This window comes from Pseudomonas mosselii (genome assembly GCF_003205295.1).
GTDB classification, from domain to species: Bacteria; Pseudomonadota; Gammaproteobacteria; order Pseudomonadales; family Pseudomonadaceae; genus Aquipseudomonas; species Aquipseudomonas mosselii_B.
This window is the reverse complement of record NZ_QJRP01000001.1, coordinates 246,707-262,737: the sequence shown is the minus strand read 5'-3', so window position 1 is coordinate 262,737 and position 16,031 is coordinate 246,707. Positions and strand designations below refer to the sequence as shown.

At 66.1% G+C, this 16,031-nt stretch carries 12 protein-coding genes; 4 read left to right on the top strand and 8 right to left on the bottom strand.

The window, feature by feature from the left end:
* Window positions 1–12 precede the first annotated feature (12 nt).
* From DMX06_RS01330 to DMX06_RS01300, 7 genes are all read right to left on the bottom strand, one after another.
* Window positions 13–714 (bottom strand): HvfC family RiPP maturation protein, encoded by a 702-nt coding sequence (locus tag DMX06_RS01330; protein ID WP_110733821.1) that lies wholly within the window; start codon window positions 712–714, stop codon window positions 13–15.
* Window positions 707–1,540 carry an HvfB family MNIO-type RiPP peptide maturase gene (locus DMX06_RS01325; protein WP_110734050.1) on the bottom strand — a complete coding sequence of 278 codons (834 nt, stop codon included), beginning with the start codon at window positions 1,538–1,540 and terminating at the stop codon, window positions 707–709. Before DMX06_RS01325 ends, DMX06_RS01330 begins: the two co-directional genes overlap by 8 nt.
* Window positions 1,541–1,634: 94 nt before the next feature.
* A complete protein-coding gene (locus DMX06_RS01320; RefSeq protein ID WP_110733818.1) occupies window positions 1,635–2,126 on the bottom strand; it encodes an HvfA family oxazolone/thioamide-modified RiPP metallophore in 492 nt (163 codons plus the stop codon).
* A 167-nt stretch (window positions 2,127–2,293) separates the two neighbouring features.
* The gene (locus DMX06_RS01315) at window positions 2,294–2,860 is read right to left on the bottom strand and encodes a DUF4174 domain-containing protein (RefSeq protein WP_110733816.1); all 567 of its coding nucleotides are present in this window, start codon (window positions 2,858–2,860) and stop codon (window positions 2,294–2,296) included.
* Between the two features lie 159 nt (window positions 2,861–3,019).
* On the bottom strand, window positions 3,020–7,540 hold the full coding sequence (locus DMX06_RS01310; protein ID WP_110733814.1) for an NEL-type E3 ubiquitin ligase domain-containing protein: 4,521 nt from the start codon (window positions 7,538–7,540) through the stop codon (window positions 3,020–3,022).
* A gap of 89 nt (window positions 7,541–7,629) precedes the next feature.
* On the bottom strand, window positions 7,630–9,996 hold the full coding sequence (locus tag DMX06_RS01305; RefSeq protein ID WP_110734048.1) for a DNA polymerase II: 2,367 nt from the start codon (window positions 9,994–9,996) through the stop codon (window positions 7,630–7,632).
* A gap of 107 nt (window positions 9,997–10,103) precedes the next feature.
* Complete coding sequence (locus tag DMX06_RS01300) at window positions 10,104–11,309, bottom strand: MFS transporter (protein WP_110733812.1); 1,206 nt, start codon at window positions 11,307–11,309, stop codon at window positions 10,104–10,106.
* Between the two features lie 114 nt (window positions 11,310–11,423).
* Here DMX06_RS01300 and DMX06_RS01295 point away from each other — a divergent pair, with 114 nt between their 5' ends.
* Complete coding sequence (locus DMX06_RS01295) at window positions 11,424–12,335, top strand: LysR family transcriptional regulator (RefSeq protein WP_110733809.1); 912 nt, start codon at window positions 11,424–11,426, stop codon at window positions 12,333–12,335.
* On the opposite strand, the gene DMX06_RS01290 is transcribed toward DMX06_RS01295, so the two are convergent.
* Entirely contained in the window at window positions 12,316–13,236 is a 921-nt protein-coding gene (locus DMX06_RS01290; protein WP_110733807.1) for a LysR substrate-binding domain-containing protein, read from the bottom strand. The genes DMX06_RS01295 and DMX06_RS01290 overlap by 20 nt on opposite strands.
* Window positions 13,237–13,422: 186 nt before the next feature.
* On the opposite strand from DMX06_RS01290, the gene DMX06_RS01285 reads away from it, so the two are divergent.
* From DMX06_RS01285 to DMX06_RS01275, 3 genes are read left to right on the top strand one after another with little or no spacing between them, the layout of a single operon-like run.
* Window positions 13,423–14,199: a YqcI/YcgG family protein gene (locus DMX06_RS01285; RefSeq protein WP_110734046.1), complete on the top strand. Its 777-nt coding sequence runs from the start codon at window positions 13,423–13,425 to the stop codon at window positions 14,197–14,199.
* Window positions 14,200–14,201: 2 nt separating this feature from the next.
* Entirely contained in the window at window positions 14,202–14,834 is a 633-nt protein-coding gene (locus DMX06_RS01280; RefSeq protein ID WP_110733804.1) for a LysE family translocator, read from the top strand.
* A 26-nt stretch (window positions 14,835–14,860) separates the two neighbouring features.
* Window positions 14,861–15,961, top strand: coding sequence for a hypothetical protein (locus DMX06_RS01275; RefSeq protein WP_258378786.1), 1,101 nt, complete (start codon window positions 14,861–14,863; stop codon window positions 15,959–15,961).
* Window positions 15,962–16,031: the final 70 nt, after the last annotated feature.

The window sequence follows — 16,031 nt, the reverse complement described above, 5'->3', positions numbered from 1 at the left end:
CAACCTGCTGCCTCAGCGGGTGCCAACGATGATGCCCTGCGCACGCAGTTGGCGCAGCAGCTCCAGGCCCGCCTGCTGGTGCTGCTCGCCCAGCGCGCGCAGGCGCTCGCGCCCACTACCCGGCAGGCCCACCAACAATTGCCAGGCCAGCGGTGCCAGGCGGGCGAAACGCACCTGCAGGTCGGCGTCGCGGTACACCAGCAGCAAGGTGGGTTGCACGGGCGCCTCGCCTGGCTGGTGGTCCAGGCCAATGCGCTCCACCGGCCAACGATAGGCCAGCACCCGCGCCACGCACGACAGCAGCGGCTCGCCTTCGAGCAGGTCGCCATCCGGGTCGTGCGGCGGGTCCTCGGCGTTGCTCAGGTACAGCTGCGCCTCGATCCACTCATAGTGCGCCAGTTCCAGCTGCCAAGGGGTATCGGGTTCGATGCCCTGCAGGTAGTCGATGAACGCCTCGGCGACTTCGGTGAACAGCGGCGTCTGGCTGCGGTAATGGGCGTAGAAGTCGCGCACCCGCGCATGCCAGCGTTGGTCGCCCAGGGTTCGGCGCAGCACCGGGAAGCTGCCGGCCAGCAGCCCTTCGATGGCGCCGTAGAACAGCTCGCGATAGACCTTCAGGCGCCGTGCCTCGATGCCGGGCGGCGGCGGATTGGCGGCCGGGTCGCGCAGGTGGCGCGCCATGGTGAACTGCTGGGTGCGCAGGGTCTCAGTCATGGCCTGGCACTCCGTGGGCACGTTGCAGGCTGCGGATCCGCGCCGTCTCGGCCAGCAGCTCGGTCAGCGGCGGGTAGTTGAAATCGCGCTCGAGCACGGTGGGCTGCGCCCCGAAGCGCCGGCAGGCCTCGGCGAACAGCGCCCAGACGTCCTCCTTGACCGGCGTGCCGTGGGTGTCGACCTTCAGGTCCGGCGCCTCGTCGTAATGACCGGCCACATGCATGCCCACCACCCGCTCTTGGGGTATGCCGGCGAGGAAGGCGCGGGCGTCGTAGCGATGGTTGCAGGCATTGACGAAAACGTTGTTCACGTCCAGCAGCAGGTCGCAGTCGGCCTCGTCGAGCACGGCGCGGACGAAGTCCAGCTCGGACATCGCCTGGTACGGCGCGGCGTAGTAGCTGATGTTCTCAACCGCAATGCGCCGTCCAAGCATGTCCTGGGCCTGGCGGATGCGTGCGGACACATGGTGGACGGCCTCTTCGGTGAACGGGATCGGCATCAGGTCGTAGAGGTGGCCGTCGTCGCTGCAATAGCTCAGGTGCTCGCTGTACATCCGCACCTGGTGACGGTCGAGAAACTGGCGGGTGCGCTCGAGGAACCCGTGGTCCAGCGGCGCGATGCCGCCCAGTGACAGCGACAGGCCGTGGCAGGCGATGGGAAAGCGTTCGGCCAGGCGCGCCAAGCCCTGGCCGAAGGCGCCGCCGACGCCGATCCAGTTTTCCGGGGCGCACTCGAGAAAGTCCACCGCGCCCGCCTCCATCGCCAGCAGGTCGGGCAGCAGGCCACGGCGCAGGCCGAGGCCGGTGTGCAATTGGGGTTGGGGCATGATCACAGGGCTCCGTGGGGCGTTGAACGGCATCGCGGGACCAGCCCGCTCCCACGCATGACATCGTGGGAGCGGGCTGGTCCCGCGACAGGCTTCAGGACTTGCCGGTCAGGTGGCTGAACAGCCCGTCGGGCATGGCCTTGCCATTGGCCTTGTAGATCGCCGCCAGGTGATCGTGGGCCTCCTGCTCGGAGATGAAGCCGTCGTGATTGCGGTCGATCTTGTCGAAGTCGGCCGCCCGGTCCTTGGCCACGGCCAGGAACTCCTCGCGGGAGACCTTGCCGTCGTGGTTGCTGTCAGTGCGGGCGAACGAGGCGTCGCCGCACTTGCCCTCACCGCACTTGCCCTCGGCCCCGGCCTTGGCGCTGGCGCCACACTTGCCTTCGCCGCATTTGCCCTCGCTCTGCGTGGCCTTGCCACCGGCACCGCACTTGCCTTCACCGCACTTGCCTTCGCCCGGGGTCTTGGCGGCGGCCAGCTGGTAGCCCTGGGCCAGGGGTTCTACGGCGAAAGCGCTGTTGCCCAGGACCATGCCGCCGAGCAGGGTGGCGCCGAGCAGGCCGAGGGTTTGACGGGTCGTTTTCATGGTGTCGCTCCACTGTGGTTGGAAAGTGGAGCCATTGAGCCGCAATGGTGTGTCGCGGATGTATCGAGGCAGACGATGTTTTGTATGCCAATGGGTCGCGGCGAAGCACAGATACACAGTGATACATGAACGGCCCCCTGATTGCGCAGAGGGCCGTGACAGAGCGGTCAGTCCTCCAGCGGCTTGGGCGGCGCGGCAGGCTTGGCAGGTTTGGCCTTGCTGTCCTTGGTCTTGCTGTCCTTGGCCTTGGGCTCCTCGGGTGCGGCGGCGACGGGCTCGGGCGCGGTGACTGCCTTCTCGCTGGCAGGCAGTTCGTCGACCGCCTTGAAGATCACCTGCGGGTCGAGCTTCTCGCCGCTGTCGTCGTCCTTGAGCACATGGCGCTCGCCGTCCTTGCCCACCAGGATCACCTTGGTGCCCTTGCTCGCCCCCAGCTTGAGCTCGCGGATCAGGGCCATGGTGGTCTGCTGCTCGAGGTTCTTGTCCTCGCGCTTGCCCATCATGTTGGCGACGCTGTACAGCACCAGGCCACGCTCCTTGAACCCGGCCTGGGTGGCCGAGTCCTTCAATGCCTCTTCCAGGCCGCGCAGGGTCGGGTCGGCCGAACTCGGGGCAATGACCACCAGTGGCCGTGCCTTGCCCAGTTCCTTGGCCAACGGTGCATCGCTGTCTGCGGCAATCAGCGGGCTAGCCACGGCGAGCAGGGTAGCGAGGGTCAGTGACCGAACGAGCATGCGCATCTCCTTGTTTTCTCGATAAACCTAAAGACTGCGGATCAGGGAGAAAGATCCGGCGTGGAGCCTAAACCAACTGGCCAGGCAACTGCTCGCGGCAAAAGTAACCGGGCATGTCCCACACCTGACCAGAGCATAGTCCAAGGACACCGAGCGCACTCAGGGTCGTGCCTGACCATCGGCCACGGTGCCAGGCTCCAGCGCAGCGCGCGTCAGCTCCAGCAGCAGTGCTTGCCGCCCGCTCTCGCGCTGCGTACGCAAGGCCTCCTGCTCCGCCGCGAAATCACTGTCGGTCATGCTCTGTGCGTTCTCCAGCAACATCGCGGAGCGTTCCTGAAGCGGCCTGTCGAGCGCCGCGAAGCGCTCACCGTGGACGCCCAGCAGGTGCCGCTCCCAGAAATCCCGTGCCACCAGCGACTGTGCCAGGCGATCCGTAGTCTCGGCTTCCTGTATCCGCGCGCGGGCCTGCTCCAGCTGTCGCGCCTGTACACCGGCCACCTCTGCGAACAGCATATCGTCTGGTTGTGCCGGCAACTCGAGGTCATCGCGCAGCCCCAATCGATAGGCCAGCCTCACCTCGATCTCATCGGGGTTGGCCCCCTGCGCCCTGCGTCCCTGGATGTCTTCGCTGGCGATTCGATCCACCTCGTCCAGGCGCCACAGGCGCCGGCCCAGCCGCAGCAGCGCATCCTGCTGCTCGCCTGGCTGGGCCTCCATGCGTGCCTGCCACACCAGCATGTACAGTTCAAGGTTACTGAAGCACAACGCGACACTGTCCTGGCACGTCAGGTCGTCGGTGGCGCGCTGGAACAGTGCCCGAGCGAGCGCAGGATGGTCACGCATGGCGATCAGCATGCTGAATACTCGGCTGGCCAGACGCTGACGCTGATGCTGGTAGTCCGATGTTTCCTGCAGTCTGCCCAGCAGCCGGAAGAAATCCTCCGCTTCGTTCTCGCCCTCCAGCTCGTCCCAGGCCGTCGATTGTTCAGCACGCGACGCGCTGTCGGCGGCATCGAGCCAAGCCTGGCGCAAGGATATCTCGCCTCCGACGGCCGGGCCCTGCAACACGGCGCCATCCAGTCGCTGGAACACTTGCAGGCGTTGCGCCGCCTGCGCCGACAGCGGGTTGTCCGCCAACAGCACGCGGCTGCCGACCCATGCCGGCGAACGGAAGAAGCGCATAGGCAGCTCGGTGATCTGGTTACCACGCAGGTCGGCGATCATCAGCTCCATGCGGTCCATCAGCGCCGGCGGCAGTTCTCTGATCCGGGTGTTGCGCATATGCAAGCGACTCAGTCTCTCCAGCCGGTAAAGCGGGAAAGTGCGCCCCAGCGGGTTGTACGACAGATTGATGTACTCCAGCGAAGCGCAGTTACCCAGCGTCATGGCCTGGGAGGCATCAAGCACGATGGCGTTGCCGTATAGGTCCAGCTCGCGAAGATTGCCCAGGTTCACCAGCTCCGCCGGCACGCTGGTGAGTTGGTTGCTGGACAGCTCCAGGGTGCGCAGGCGTGGAAACGCCTGCAGGAAGCCAGGGGGCACTTCCCGCAGCCCCAACCCCATCAGCGACAGCTCCCGCACATGGGCAAAACTCACCGACTCGGGCAAGTCAGGCAATACCTGCAAGTTCAACGACCATACGCTCAGGCGAAACCCAATCGAGGGCGCATTGTCACCGCTGGCCCGGGTCTGCCTGCGCTGCCAGCAATTGACCAGCGTGTTCCTGAAGTAGCGCCGTTCGACACGCTGTACGCTAGTGCCGGCCAGTCGTGTCCAGCTCTCCAGATGAGTTTCCAGTGCTTGCAGCTCGCGGCGCAGGCTGGTGATCTCGTCCTCGAGCCTGCGCCCGCTCTGCTGGACTTCGTTCATCCAGGTCGTGATCTCGCTGTCGGTGAACGACGGATAGATCTCGCGCAATACCGCGGACAGCGCGCGAGCCCGTCGCCGGGGGCTGCCGGGACTTCGTCCGTTCAGCGGGTAACCAAGGCGTCCGTCACGCAGACGTCGTGGTGGCTGGAACCAGCCTGTCACATCGCGGTGCCCCAGCGCTTGGTCCAGCATCGCACGTTGTCGGGTGGCCAGACGCCCTACCGTCACCCTCAGGTTATGGGCAAACGGATCACCCAGGCCAAGCGTCTGACGCCGACCATTGTCATAGGCACTGGCTATGACCTCGAACAACTCGCCGGGCTCGCCAATACTCTGCCCCTTGTTGTCCAGCAACTGGAATCGCCCATTGAGATGAATCAGGTCGAAATCGCCAGTTTCGGCATCCCCCACCAGTAGCGGCCCATCGCTGCCGCCCTCATACAGACGCCAGCGAATCGCAGCTCCTTGTCCAGGCAGATGTTCGAGCATTCCCAGCACGGCCCTGGCCAAGTCAGCGTCCTGCGGTGTATCGAGGAAAAGCCCTTCGTACACGCGAACCAGGCGCGCCTGGCGCTGCGCTGCTCTGGCGGTCGTCGCCAGGCGCAGCGCGACCCGTCCGCTGTCGCGCAGTCGCTGGCGATCCGCGGTGCGCGCGGCAGCGACCATATCCGCTGCCACAGCGTTCGGCAGCCGCGGGAATTGCCGGCGTAACACCGCCACATCGCTCGCCTCACTGTCCTGTGCCGCTGCATAGAGGTGCTCGAACAGTACCCGGCGCTGCGCCCAGGCTCGCTCCGCCAGTGCCGGGTCGCTCAGTCCGGCGGTGTCCGACAATGCGCGAATGTGATCAAGCACCGTGACGTCGCTGACCACTTCACCAGCACGTAGCTGCGTTACCGTGCGCCGAATTCGGGCGTCCAGGCGAAAACGCCGAACACCATCGCACAGCCCCGCATCCGGCGCCTGCCCCTGTGCATGCAAGGCCCGCAGCTGATCGCCATCTAGCCCATGGGCGATCAGCACCTGATCGATCTGCTCGTCATCGAGCAGGGCAAAGTCGCCGCCAAGACGCCGGAACAACGTACGTGGATCAGCCCACTGCGCGGGCTGCTCGTACCACAGCCGCCAGGCCCCGGCACCATCGTGACTCAGCCGCGGGGCATGCCCCGCCTGTGCCGCCAAGCGCCATCCGCCAGTAGTGCTTTGCTGGGTGACCGGATAGCAATGCCCGTCCATTTCGACCCAGGTCTGTTCATCCAGACGCTGCAGGCCCTCGGCATCGCGTACCGCTGCGGCCGGCAGGGATTCACTGCGAAACGCCGCGAGGTCTGGATTCCAAAGGCGTATCGTATTGTCTTCCAGCTCTGCCGGAACCAGGCTGTCAACCACCGACGACCGCGCCCAGGCGTTACGAACCACGGCCACGCCCGCTGCAGTCAGCGCCATGGCGCAAAGATCACCCGCGACATTGAGCACATGGTCCAGTGCCGCGCTGGTATCACCTTCGTGCCAGGCCTCGACGCCATGGAAGACCTCTCCCAGCAGCTCCCAGGCAGTCACTGCCAGCAAACTGGCCCCGATGACCGGCACGAACATCCCGGCCAGATTGAGCAACGCCCAGCCTTCGGCTTCAAGGCGTTGCTCGTGAGCCCGACGCACCTGTGCGTCGACCTCGGCGGTCGGTACCGCGATCATTGCCGCGTCGTCCCTGATCTGCTCGATACGCGCCTCCCCGAGGCTGTCGAACACCGCCTTCGGCCAGGGTTGCAGATGCTCCTCCAGAGCGATGTTGGCCAGGTCCGAAACCCCGGTGTAGCCCGCCATCACGGCGCCGAAGAAATGCTGGCTGTCGCGACGCCGGACGAAGCGGCTGAAGAAACGCTGGTAAGGTGCAGTACGCAGGTGCTTGCCCAGGGCATTGGCGAAATGGCGCAGGTCGGGGAACACTCGCCACGCGCCCTGAGGGTCACCGGGCACATGAACCAGCACACGCCAGGTGGAGCTGTACAGCGGGTCGAAACGCTCATCACGCACGTCGAGCACTACGATCTGCTCGAGGGTCACCCCCAGCAGGCTCAGGCGCTTGACCTGCACGCTGCGCCCCTGCAACTGCAACTGCCCGCGCAGACCACAGAATTCGACCAGCAGCTGGTGTTCATCATCACTGACATGGCCACGGATCCGCGCCACATGCGCGTCAACCAGCATGGCGTAGCGTTGCGCGCGGGAAATCAATGACGCTACCCGGGCATCCGGCGCCTGCAGGACCGACGCCAGGTGCGCCTGGTAACGCCGCCCGAGATCGAGCTCGCGACACAGGCGTGCAAACGCCGACGCACTTGGCAGCACCAACTTCTGGTCGGCAGGACCTTCCAGGCGATTGCCGGCAGGTTGACCATCGGCGCGGGCCTGATCGTCGTCGAAATTGCCCAGCGCCGCCGCAAGCAAGGGCACATGCTGGTAAACCACCGTGGTCAGGTGGCTGCCGACGGGTACCTCATTGATGACCGGTTCGCGCCGGCCCTGACGAAAGCGCAAGGCCGCCACATCAGCAGTGGAGGCATGTAGCGCCAGGGTCTGCTGCAACAACGGCAAGGCAAAACTGTCGATGTTCTCGACCTTGGCCAGCACGGCGCTCACGCGCTCGCGGAAATACCAGCTGAGACTCAGGGCCTCGTGCAGCGCCGCCACTTGCGCGGGGCTGGTCGAGCGCAGCCAGGTCGGCAAGCGGGCGGCGATGAGGGCATCCTGGAACGTTTCGTGTCCTGTCACTGCCGGGGTGCGGGGCAAGTCCTGCTCGTTGCTGTCCATGGCGCGTCTCTGCTGTGGGTAAAGACAGGAGCGTATGGGCTTCGGCGGAACGTCGATCGCTAGATAGATAGCACCCAGTTTCTGCCGGCTCAGAAGTCGAAGGCCAACTGGTCCATCTGCCCCAGGTCGATCGTGTGTCCCAGCACGAACGGCAGGATGGCGTCCACCACGGGTTGCAGTTGCCGGGTCACATAATGCTCGTAGTCGACCGGTGAGCGCAGGCTCTCCAAGGGCTCAGGCCCCGCAGTGGTGATCATGTAACTGATCCAGCCGCCGTTCTGGTACTGCGTGGGGCGCCCAACCTGGCGATTGTGTTCGTCGGCCAGGCGCGCCGCGCGCGCATGCGGTGGCACGTTACGCTGGTAATCGGCTAGCGGGCGACGCAGGCGCTTGCGATACACCAGCAACTCATCCTGTTCACCCGCCAGCGTGCGCTGCACGTATGCGCGCAGATAGTCACGGTAAGGCTGGCCGCGGAATACCCGGCCATAGAGTTCCTGCTGGAACTGCCTGGCCAGCGGCGACCAGTCGGTGCGCACCGACTCCAGCCCCTTGAAGACCATTTCATCCTGGCCGTCGCTGCGCCGCACCATGCCGGCGTAGCGCTTCTTGCTGCCTTCGTCGGTGCCACGGATGGTCGGCATCAGGAAGCGTCGGTAGTGGGTTTCGAACTGCAGTTCCAGCGCGCTCTCAAGACCCATGGAATGACGCAGGTTCTCGCGCCACCACTGGTTGACCTCGGCCACCAGCGCCCGACCGATACCTGCGGCAGCCGCTTCGTCGTGGCCCCCCTTGAGCCAGACGAAGGTGGAGTCGGTGTCGCCGTAGATCACGTCATAGCCCCGCGCCTCGATCAGCGCCCGGGTCTGGCGCATGATCTGGTGCCCGCGCATGGTGATCGACGAGGCCAGGCGTGGGTCGAAGAAGCGGCAGCCACTGGAGCCGAGCACACCGTAGAAGGCGTTCATGATGATCTTCAGTGCCTGCGAAAGCGGCGCGTTGCCCGCGCGCTTGGCCGCCTCGCGGCCCTGCCAGACGCGCTCGACGATGGCCGGCAGGCAATGCTGGCTGCGCGAGAAACGGCCACCGCGAAAACCCTCCACCGAGTGCGCGTCATCCGGCTGGCGCAAGCCCTCGACCAGGCCCACCGGGTCGATGAGGAAGGTGCGGATGATCGACGGGTACAGGCTCTTGTAGTCGAGCACCAGCACCGAATCGTACAGTCCGGGCCGCGATTCCATGACGAAACCGCCCGGGCTGGCCTCTCCCTCGCCACCGACGAGGTTCGGCGCGACATAGCCGAGGCGGTGCATGTGCGGGATGTACAGGTGGCAGAACGCAGCAACCGATCCGCCGCTGCGGTCCACGGCCAGGCCGGTGACCGAGGCGCGCTCGAGGAGAAACTCCAGCAAGCGGGTACGGGCGAAGATCCGCGTCACCAGCTCACAGTCCTTGAGGTTGTAGCGGGCCAGGGCCGGCTTGTCCTCGGCGAAGCGGCGGTTGATCTCGTCCATGCGCTGGTACGGCGTGTCGATGGCCTTGCCCTCGCCCAGCAACTGTTGCGCGACGCTTTCCAGGCTGAACGAGGGGAAGCTCCAGGTCGCCGAGCGCAAGGCCTCGATGCCGTCGATCAGCAGCCGGCCCGGCGCCTCGGCGAAGAAGTGGCTGCGGCTGCCGTGCTCGCGCAGGTGCATCGGCGCGCCGTCGCGGCCCAGGCACAGCGGTACGTTCAGGCGCTGGGCATGCTCGTGCAGCAGGCGCAGGTCGAACTGCACCAGGTTCCAGCCGATGATCGCGTCGGGGTCGTGGCGGGCCAGCCACTGGTTGAGGCAGACGATCAGCTCGGCGCGGTCGGCGCAGTAGTGCAGGTCGAAATCCAGCGCGCCCGCCTCGCCGTTGGCCGGGCCGAGCATATAGACCTGGCGTTGGCCGCAGCCTTCCAGGGCGATGCTGTACAGCTCGCCGCGTTCGCTGGTCTCGATATCCAGCGACACCAGGCGCAATGGCGGGCGGTAGTCCGGGTCGGGCTTGAGCTGGGCATCGTGCAGGACGCCCTGGCTGTCGGGGCGGCCATCGAAGCGTACCGGGGCGGTGATGAAGCGCTCCATCAGGTAACGCTCCGGGGGGCGGATGTCGGCTTCGAACACCTCGACACCGGCGGCACGCAGGCGCTTTTCCAGGGCCATCAACTGGCGGTGCTGGCGGCAGTACAGGCCCATCACCGGACGCAGGTCGAAGTCACGCAGTTGCAACGGTTTGAGTTCGACGCCCTGTTCGCCGGCCAGCAGCGCCCGGGCGTGGCCGGCATGGGCCACGGGAATGAACGCCACCGAGGGCTGGGCGGCCAGGCGCAGACGCCGTGGGCCCAGGTCGGTGGCCAGCCAGAATTCCACGCAGGTGCCTTCGGGCGTGTCATGCCAGTGGCGGGTCAAGACGAAGCCTTGTTGCAACGGCACTGCGGGGACCTCGGATCGCATTCGTTTCTCACATAGGCGGATTGTACCGTTCCTCTTGGCATAAAGGGGTGTTTGCAGGTCTTGCCCCGCGATGGCATCCAATCAGGCTAGCGGGCACCGGCCACAAATCCGGCCCGCCTCCCGCTGACCACCAGCAGCCACGCCAGCGCCACCAGCCCCAGCACCACCACGCCAAACGACCCGACCCCGACACCGACCAGCAGCAGCCCGCCAACGACCCCACCCAAGGCGATCGCGCTGTTCCACACCGTCACCAGCATCGATTGCGCCACATCGCCACCCTCGCCCGCCGCATCGGCGCAAGCGGTCTGCAACAGCGTCGGCGCACCGCCATAGGTCAGCCCCCACAGCGCCACGCTGACATGCACCAGCCATGCGGCCCCCTGCGCCTGACCCAACATCAGGGTCGCCAGGGCGAACCCGGCCAGGCACAGCAATACCAGCCTGCGCAAATGACGGTCGACACCCAGGCCCACCAGCACAATGCCGGCCAGCGAGGCCAGGCCAAAGGTCATCAGCACCTGGCCCACCTCGCCCGCCATCCCCGCCGCCGCCAGCAGCGGCACGATGTAGGTGTAGAGGATGTTGTGGCCGAGGATCCACGCCAGGATCACCAGCAACACCCGCGCCACGCCCGGTGTGCGCAGTACGGCCAACGCCGCGGGGCGCTTGCCGGCGGCCTGGCCGGGAAAGTCCGGCACCGCCCGCACCACCCAGCCGGCCAGCAGCAAGGCGGCCAGGGTCACCACCACGAAGGTTGCCCGCCAACCCAGTGCGGCCCCCAGCCAGGTGCCGATGGGCAGGCCCAGCGACAGCGCGATGGGTTGCCCGAGCATCGCCACCGCCATGGCCTTGCCCTGCTGGGCCGGCGCCACCATGCGCCGCGCATGGCCGGCGATCAGGCCCCAGGCCAGGCCGGCGGCGGCGCCGGTGAGAAAGCGCAGGCACAATGTCAGGGTGTTGTCAGATGACAGTGCGGTGAGGCCGTTGAACAGAATGAAACCGGCGATGGCCAGCAACAGCGCGCGGCGCCGCCACCAGCCCTGGGTCAGGGTCACCAGGGGAATGGCGGTGAGCAGCGAGCCCAGGGCATAAGCCGTGACCCACTGCCCGGCCATGGCCTGGCTGATCTGCATGCCATCGGCGATCTGGTCGAGCAGCCCGGCCGGCAGGGTTTCGCTGAGGATGGCGATGAAACCGGTCAGGGCCAGGGCCAGCAGACCGCTCAGGGGCAAGCGCGCGGTGCTGGCGGGGGATGCGGCGACGCTCGCCGCCGGGGAAGGTGAATGCATGGTTGTCTCCGGCTATCGATCAAGGCAGGCATGGTGCGCTGCTGGGGCATTACGGAAAAAGCCGGGTACAATTCCGATCAGTCAGGACATCGATGTCCGCAATCGGAGTGCAACATGGACAGCCTCAGCGGTTTCATGGTCTTCAACCGGGTCGCCGAAACCCGCAGTTTCGTCGCCGCCGGCCAGTCGCTGGGGATCAGCGCGTCCGCCGTGGGCAAGCGCGTGGCGCGGCTGGAGGAACGTCTTGGGGTGCGCCTGTTCCACCGCAGCACGCGCAGCATCACCCTGACCGCCGAGGGCACGCTGTTCCTCGAACGCAGCCGGCGCATCCTTGCCGAGATCGAAGCCACCGAGCAGGAACTGTCCCAGGCCAGCGGCGCGCCCCGCGGGCGCCTGCGGGTGAGCCTGCCGCAGGTGACCGGACTGGTGATGCCGGCATTGGCCGAGTTCATGGCGCGTTACCCCGAGATCGAGCTGGACCTGGACTTCAGCGACCGCATGGTCGACATCGTCGGCGAGGGCTTCGACGTGGTGATGCGCGGTGGCCAGCCGCTGGACTCGCGGCTCAACGCCAAGTTCCTCGGGCACTTCCAGCATCGCCTGGTGGCGTCCCCCGCGTACCTGCGCGAACGCGGCACGCCGCAGCATCCCCGTGAGCTCGCCGGGCACAGTTGCCTGCACTACCGCTTCCCCAGCAGCGGCAAGCTGGAAACCTGGCCGCTGCGCCGGGAACATCCCGAGCAGGACTACGCGATTCCCATCTCGATGGTCTGCAACCATGTCGAGACACGCATCTGCTTCGCCCTCAACCACCGCGGCATCACCTGCCTGCCGGACTTCAGCGTGCGCAAGGAACTGGCGGCCGGCAGCCTGGTCAGCGTACTCGAACCCTTCATGGAGCGGCGCGGCAGCTTCTACCTGCTGTGGCCGTCGGGACGGCAGATGCCGCCCAAGCTACGGGTTTTCATCGACTTCATGCTCGAACGCGTACTGCCCGCCACCGACCTCAGCCGTACAGGTAGCTGATGTCCTTGTGCGACAGCGGCGGCACCTGCGCCACCAGGTAATCGCGCAGCTTGTGCATCTGGTGGGCCTTGGGGCTGGCCTTGAGCCAGGTCATGTAGTAGCCGTCGCCGGTGGCCACCGCGTGGGGGAACGGCGTGACCAGGTTGCCCGCAGCCAGGTCGGCGCTGGCCAGCACCAGGTCGACCACCGAGATACCCAACCCCTGCTGCGCGGCCGAGATGCCCTGGTCGAGGGTATCGAACACCTGGCCCTGGTCGATGCTGATGTCCAGCGCGTCCATGCGCGCCAGCCAGCGCCGCCAGTCACGGCGGTCCGGCGAGGGGTGGAGGAACTCGCAGCCGGAGAGCACCGACAGCTCAGGACGGGCTTGCTCGAGGTAGGTCGGGTGGCACACCGGGATCAGCCACTCATCGAACAGTTTCAGGCTCTGCACATCCGCCGGGAAGCGCCCGTTGCCCAGCAGGATGGCGCAATCATAGGGTTCGGAATAGAAGTCCACCGCGTCGATGTCCATCCACACGCTGGACAACTGCACCGAACAGCTGTTGTCGACCTTCTTGAAGCCGTCCAGGGCCCTGAGCAGCCAGCGCACGGTGAGCGTGGACGGGGCCTTGAGGCGCACGCCGTAGCGGTCCTGGCGCAGCAGCGCGCAGGCGTTCTCGATGATCTTGAAGCCGACCTTGAGCTCTTGGGCCAGCAGCCGGCCATGCTCGGTCAGGCGCAGCTTGGGGCCGCGGCGCTCGAACAGGTCGCAGCCGAACAGGGCTTCGAGGGTCTTGATGTGGTGGCTGACCGCCCCCTGGGTCAGGGCCAGTTCCTGGGCCGCGCGGGTGAAGGAGCCATAGCGCGAGGCCACTTCGAAGGCGCGCAGGGCGTGCAAGGCTTGAATCCGTTCCGACATGGCACCTTCCAGAGCATGAGTGAGGCTAATAGTAGGTCATAGATCCAGGCGTTTTACAACGCGGGGACCATCTCGGAAAATGCCTGTAAATAACAATTACATATAGCCAACCTGCTGGAATATGCCGAAAAAGTTCTATTAAACGAGAAACTCTATTAAACGCATACGGATATGCCTGGGGAAATCATGTTTACGGGTTATGGAAACTGCTACCGCCTGGATGCGCTGGAGCTCGCCGATGAACATGTCCAGAACCGCCACCACTGGACGCACAAGACCATAGAACACTTCAAGGAAACCCTCGCCAACCCCGACTTCCCGTGCCTGTTCGGGCGCAAGGCGGTCAATGCGCGCACCTGCCACATCGTCTTCGCCCGTGCCGAACGGCTGGCCGACGATGTTGCCCGGGGCCTGGGTGACTACATCCGCACCATCGAGCCGATTCCGCTCAAGCAGCGCATCGGCAACCCGCTACTGGTGTTCCTCGAGACGGCGCCCGACACAACGCTGCAGGCGCAACAGGCACTGGCCTGGGATGTGCTGAACCAGGTCCATGCACGCGACCGGCAGCCCTGGCCCGAAGAGGTCCCGCAGGACCCGCACGACACGCGCTGGTCGTTCTGCTTCGCCGGCATGCCGCTGTTCATCAACATGAGCTTCCCCGCCCACCGCTTGATGAAAAGCCGCAACCTGGGCCGGCACATTGCCTTCGTCATCAACCCGCGGGAAAGCTTCGACGAAGTGGCCAGCGCCAGTACCGAAAGCGGCCAGCGCATCCGCGCACGCATTCGCGAACGGGTGCGCCACTACAACGACGGGGTAATGCCCGAGACCCTGGGCTTCTTCGGCCAGGACGACAACTTCGAATGGAAGCAGTACCAACTGCAGGAGCCCGGTTCGCCGAGTCCGGCGCGCTGCCCGTTCCATGCCCACGCAACCGCTGAAACCCTCACCGAGAACTGATCGTGAATACCGCACTGACCGCCACCTACGCCCTTACCGTCCTGCTGCTGATCGCCACGCCCGGCCCGGTGGTGGCCCTGATCGTCAACACCGCCGCCGCCTCGGGCTCGCGCAAGGCCCTGTTCACCGCGGTCGGCACCAACTGGGCATCGCTGGTGCTGATCGGCGCGGCCGCCTGGATCATCCTGACCAGCGCGGCCATCGACAAGGCCTGGCTCAGCGCCATGAGCCTGCTGGGCTGCCTGTTCATCGGCTACATCGCCCTGGGCACCCTGCGCGAAGCGCTGCAGGCCCCGGTCGACAGCGCCCCGCAGGCCCCGGCCAGCACGCAAGCGGGCCGCGGGGGCCTGCTGCAGGGCTTCATGGTCGGTATCTCCAACCCCAAGGACATCATCTTCTTCATCGCCTTCTTCCCGCAGTTCATCCAGATCACCGAGTCGTTCGGCAAAAGCATGGTGGTGCTGTCGCTGCTGTGGATCGCCATCGATTTCGCCGTGCTCAGCCTGTACATCTTCGCCATCGGCAAGATCGCCTCGCCGCGCAGCAACCGTCTGATCAGCCTGGCCTCGGGCGTCGCCCTGCTGCTGATCGCCGCCGCCGGCCTGGCCTACAACCTCAAGGAACTGGCCGCCTGAGCCAAGCCTGACAAGAAGGAGCGCCCATGACCCCGATCGACCCCGCCGCCACCGGCAGTATGGGCGCGCCCGACCCCCTGGCGCAGGATTACCAGTGTTTCCTGCAGCTGGGCAGCCGCCGCGCACCGCACACGCTGTATGTGCACGAGCGCGGCTATCGCTCCGGCACCATCAACACCGATGCCCTCGGCATGCGCTACAGCCATTGCGCCGGCAAGCGTTTCTCGGTGGCCGAGCGCGGCGGCGCGGCGCGGGTCAACCTGCTGGTGGGCGGTTCCACCGCCATGGGCATCGGCGCCAGCTCCGACGAGCACACCGTGGCCTCGTACCTGTCGGTGCTGACCGGCGAGATCTGGTTGAGCCTCGCAGGTTGCGGCCTGAACGCCACTCAGGAACTGCTGATGTTCCTCACTCACCAGCACCGCTTCGGCCAGATCGGCCACGTAGTGATACTCAGCGGCCTTAACACGCTGGCCCAGGAAGCCCTTGCCGAGGTCCTCGCCGGTGCGCAGGACCCACACCGGGCGCAGGCCTACCAGGACTTTCTCAATCGCTTCAACGAAGGCGTGCAAGCGCCCGGAGAGGCACGCCGCGAGTCGTTCTGGCAGCGCCTGGGCCAGCTCTTGACACCGGCCCGGGAAACGCACTGGCCGCAAGTGGAGCCGCTATCAAGCCCGGACAAGCGCCTGATCCGCGCCGCCGATGCCGTGGGCCGCACCCTGCGCCAATGGGACCGCCTGATGGCCGACGGCCACACCACCCTCACCTTTATCCTGCAGCCGCTGCTGCCCTGGTGTCGCGAGGCACTGCCCAAGACAGAACAGGCCATGCTCGCCAAGCTCGAGCGCCAGCCGTCGAACTTCGACCGCCTGCTCGGCGACACCTTCGACAGCCAGCTGCATATGGCCTTCTTTCGCCGCATCAAGAGCCAGGCCGACCCGGTGCCCTGCTACGACATGAACAGCATGCTCAGCAGCTCGCCGGTGTTCGCCGAGCACCTGTTCGTCGACCGCCTGCATTTCAACGACCTGGGCAACAATGCGCTGGCCAAGGTGATCACCGCCAAGCTGGGGCTGGCTCAGGAAAGACAGGCCCTGCGCAAGGTCGCGCCGATCAAGCTGGTCTGATGAGCGGACGCCGGGCTTTCGGGGAAGGCACGCGGACGGATAGAATAGGCCGTCGTCGCTCCTGATTCGC

Coding starts and splice junctions, on each gene's coding strand:
- DMX06_RS01290 (WP_110733807.1), bottom strand. CDS start 13,236: ATGTCGGAACGGATTCAAGCCTTGCACGCCCTGCGCGCCTTCGAAGTG.
- DMX06_RS01310 (WP_110733814.1), bottom strand. CDS start 7,540: ATGGACAGCAACGAGCAGGACTTGCCCCGCACCCCGGCAGTGACAGGA.
- DMX06_RS01285 (WP_110734046.1), top strand. CDS start 13,423: ATGTTTACGGGTTATGGAAACTGCTACCGCCTGGATGCGCTGGAGCTC.
- DMX06_RS01295 (WP_110733809.1), top strand. CDS start 11,424: ATGGACAGCCTCAGCGGTTTCATGGTCTTCAACCGGGTCGCCGAAACC.
- DMX06_RS01320 (WP_110733818.1), bottom strand. CDS start 2,126: ATGAAAACGACCCGTCAAACCCTCGGCCTGCTCGGCGCCACCCTGCTC.
- DMX06_RS01315 (WP_110733816.1), bottom strand. CDS start 2,860: ATGCTCGTTCGGTCACTGACCCTCGCTACCCTGCTCGCCGTGGCTAGC.
- DMX06_RS01300 (WP_110733812.1), bottom strand. CDS start 11,309: ATGCATTCACCTTCCCCGGCGGCGAGCGTCGCCGCATCCCCCGCCAGC.
- DMX06_RS01330 (WP_110733821.1), bottom strand. CDS start 714: ATGACTGAGACCCTGCGCACCCAGCAGTTCACCATGGCGCGCCACCTG.
- DMX06_RS01325 (WP_110734050.1), bottom strand. CDS start 1,540: ATGCCCCAACCCCAATTGCACACCGGCCTCGGCCTGCGCCGTGGCCTG.
- DMX06_RS01275 (WP_258378786.1), top strand. CDS start 14,861: ATGACCCCGATCGACCCCGCCGCCACCGGCAGTATGGGCGCGCCCGAC.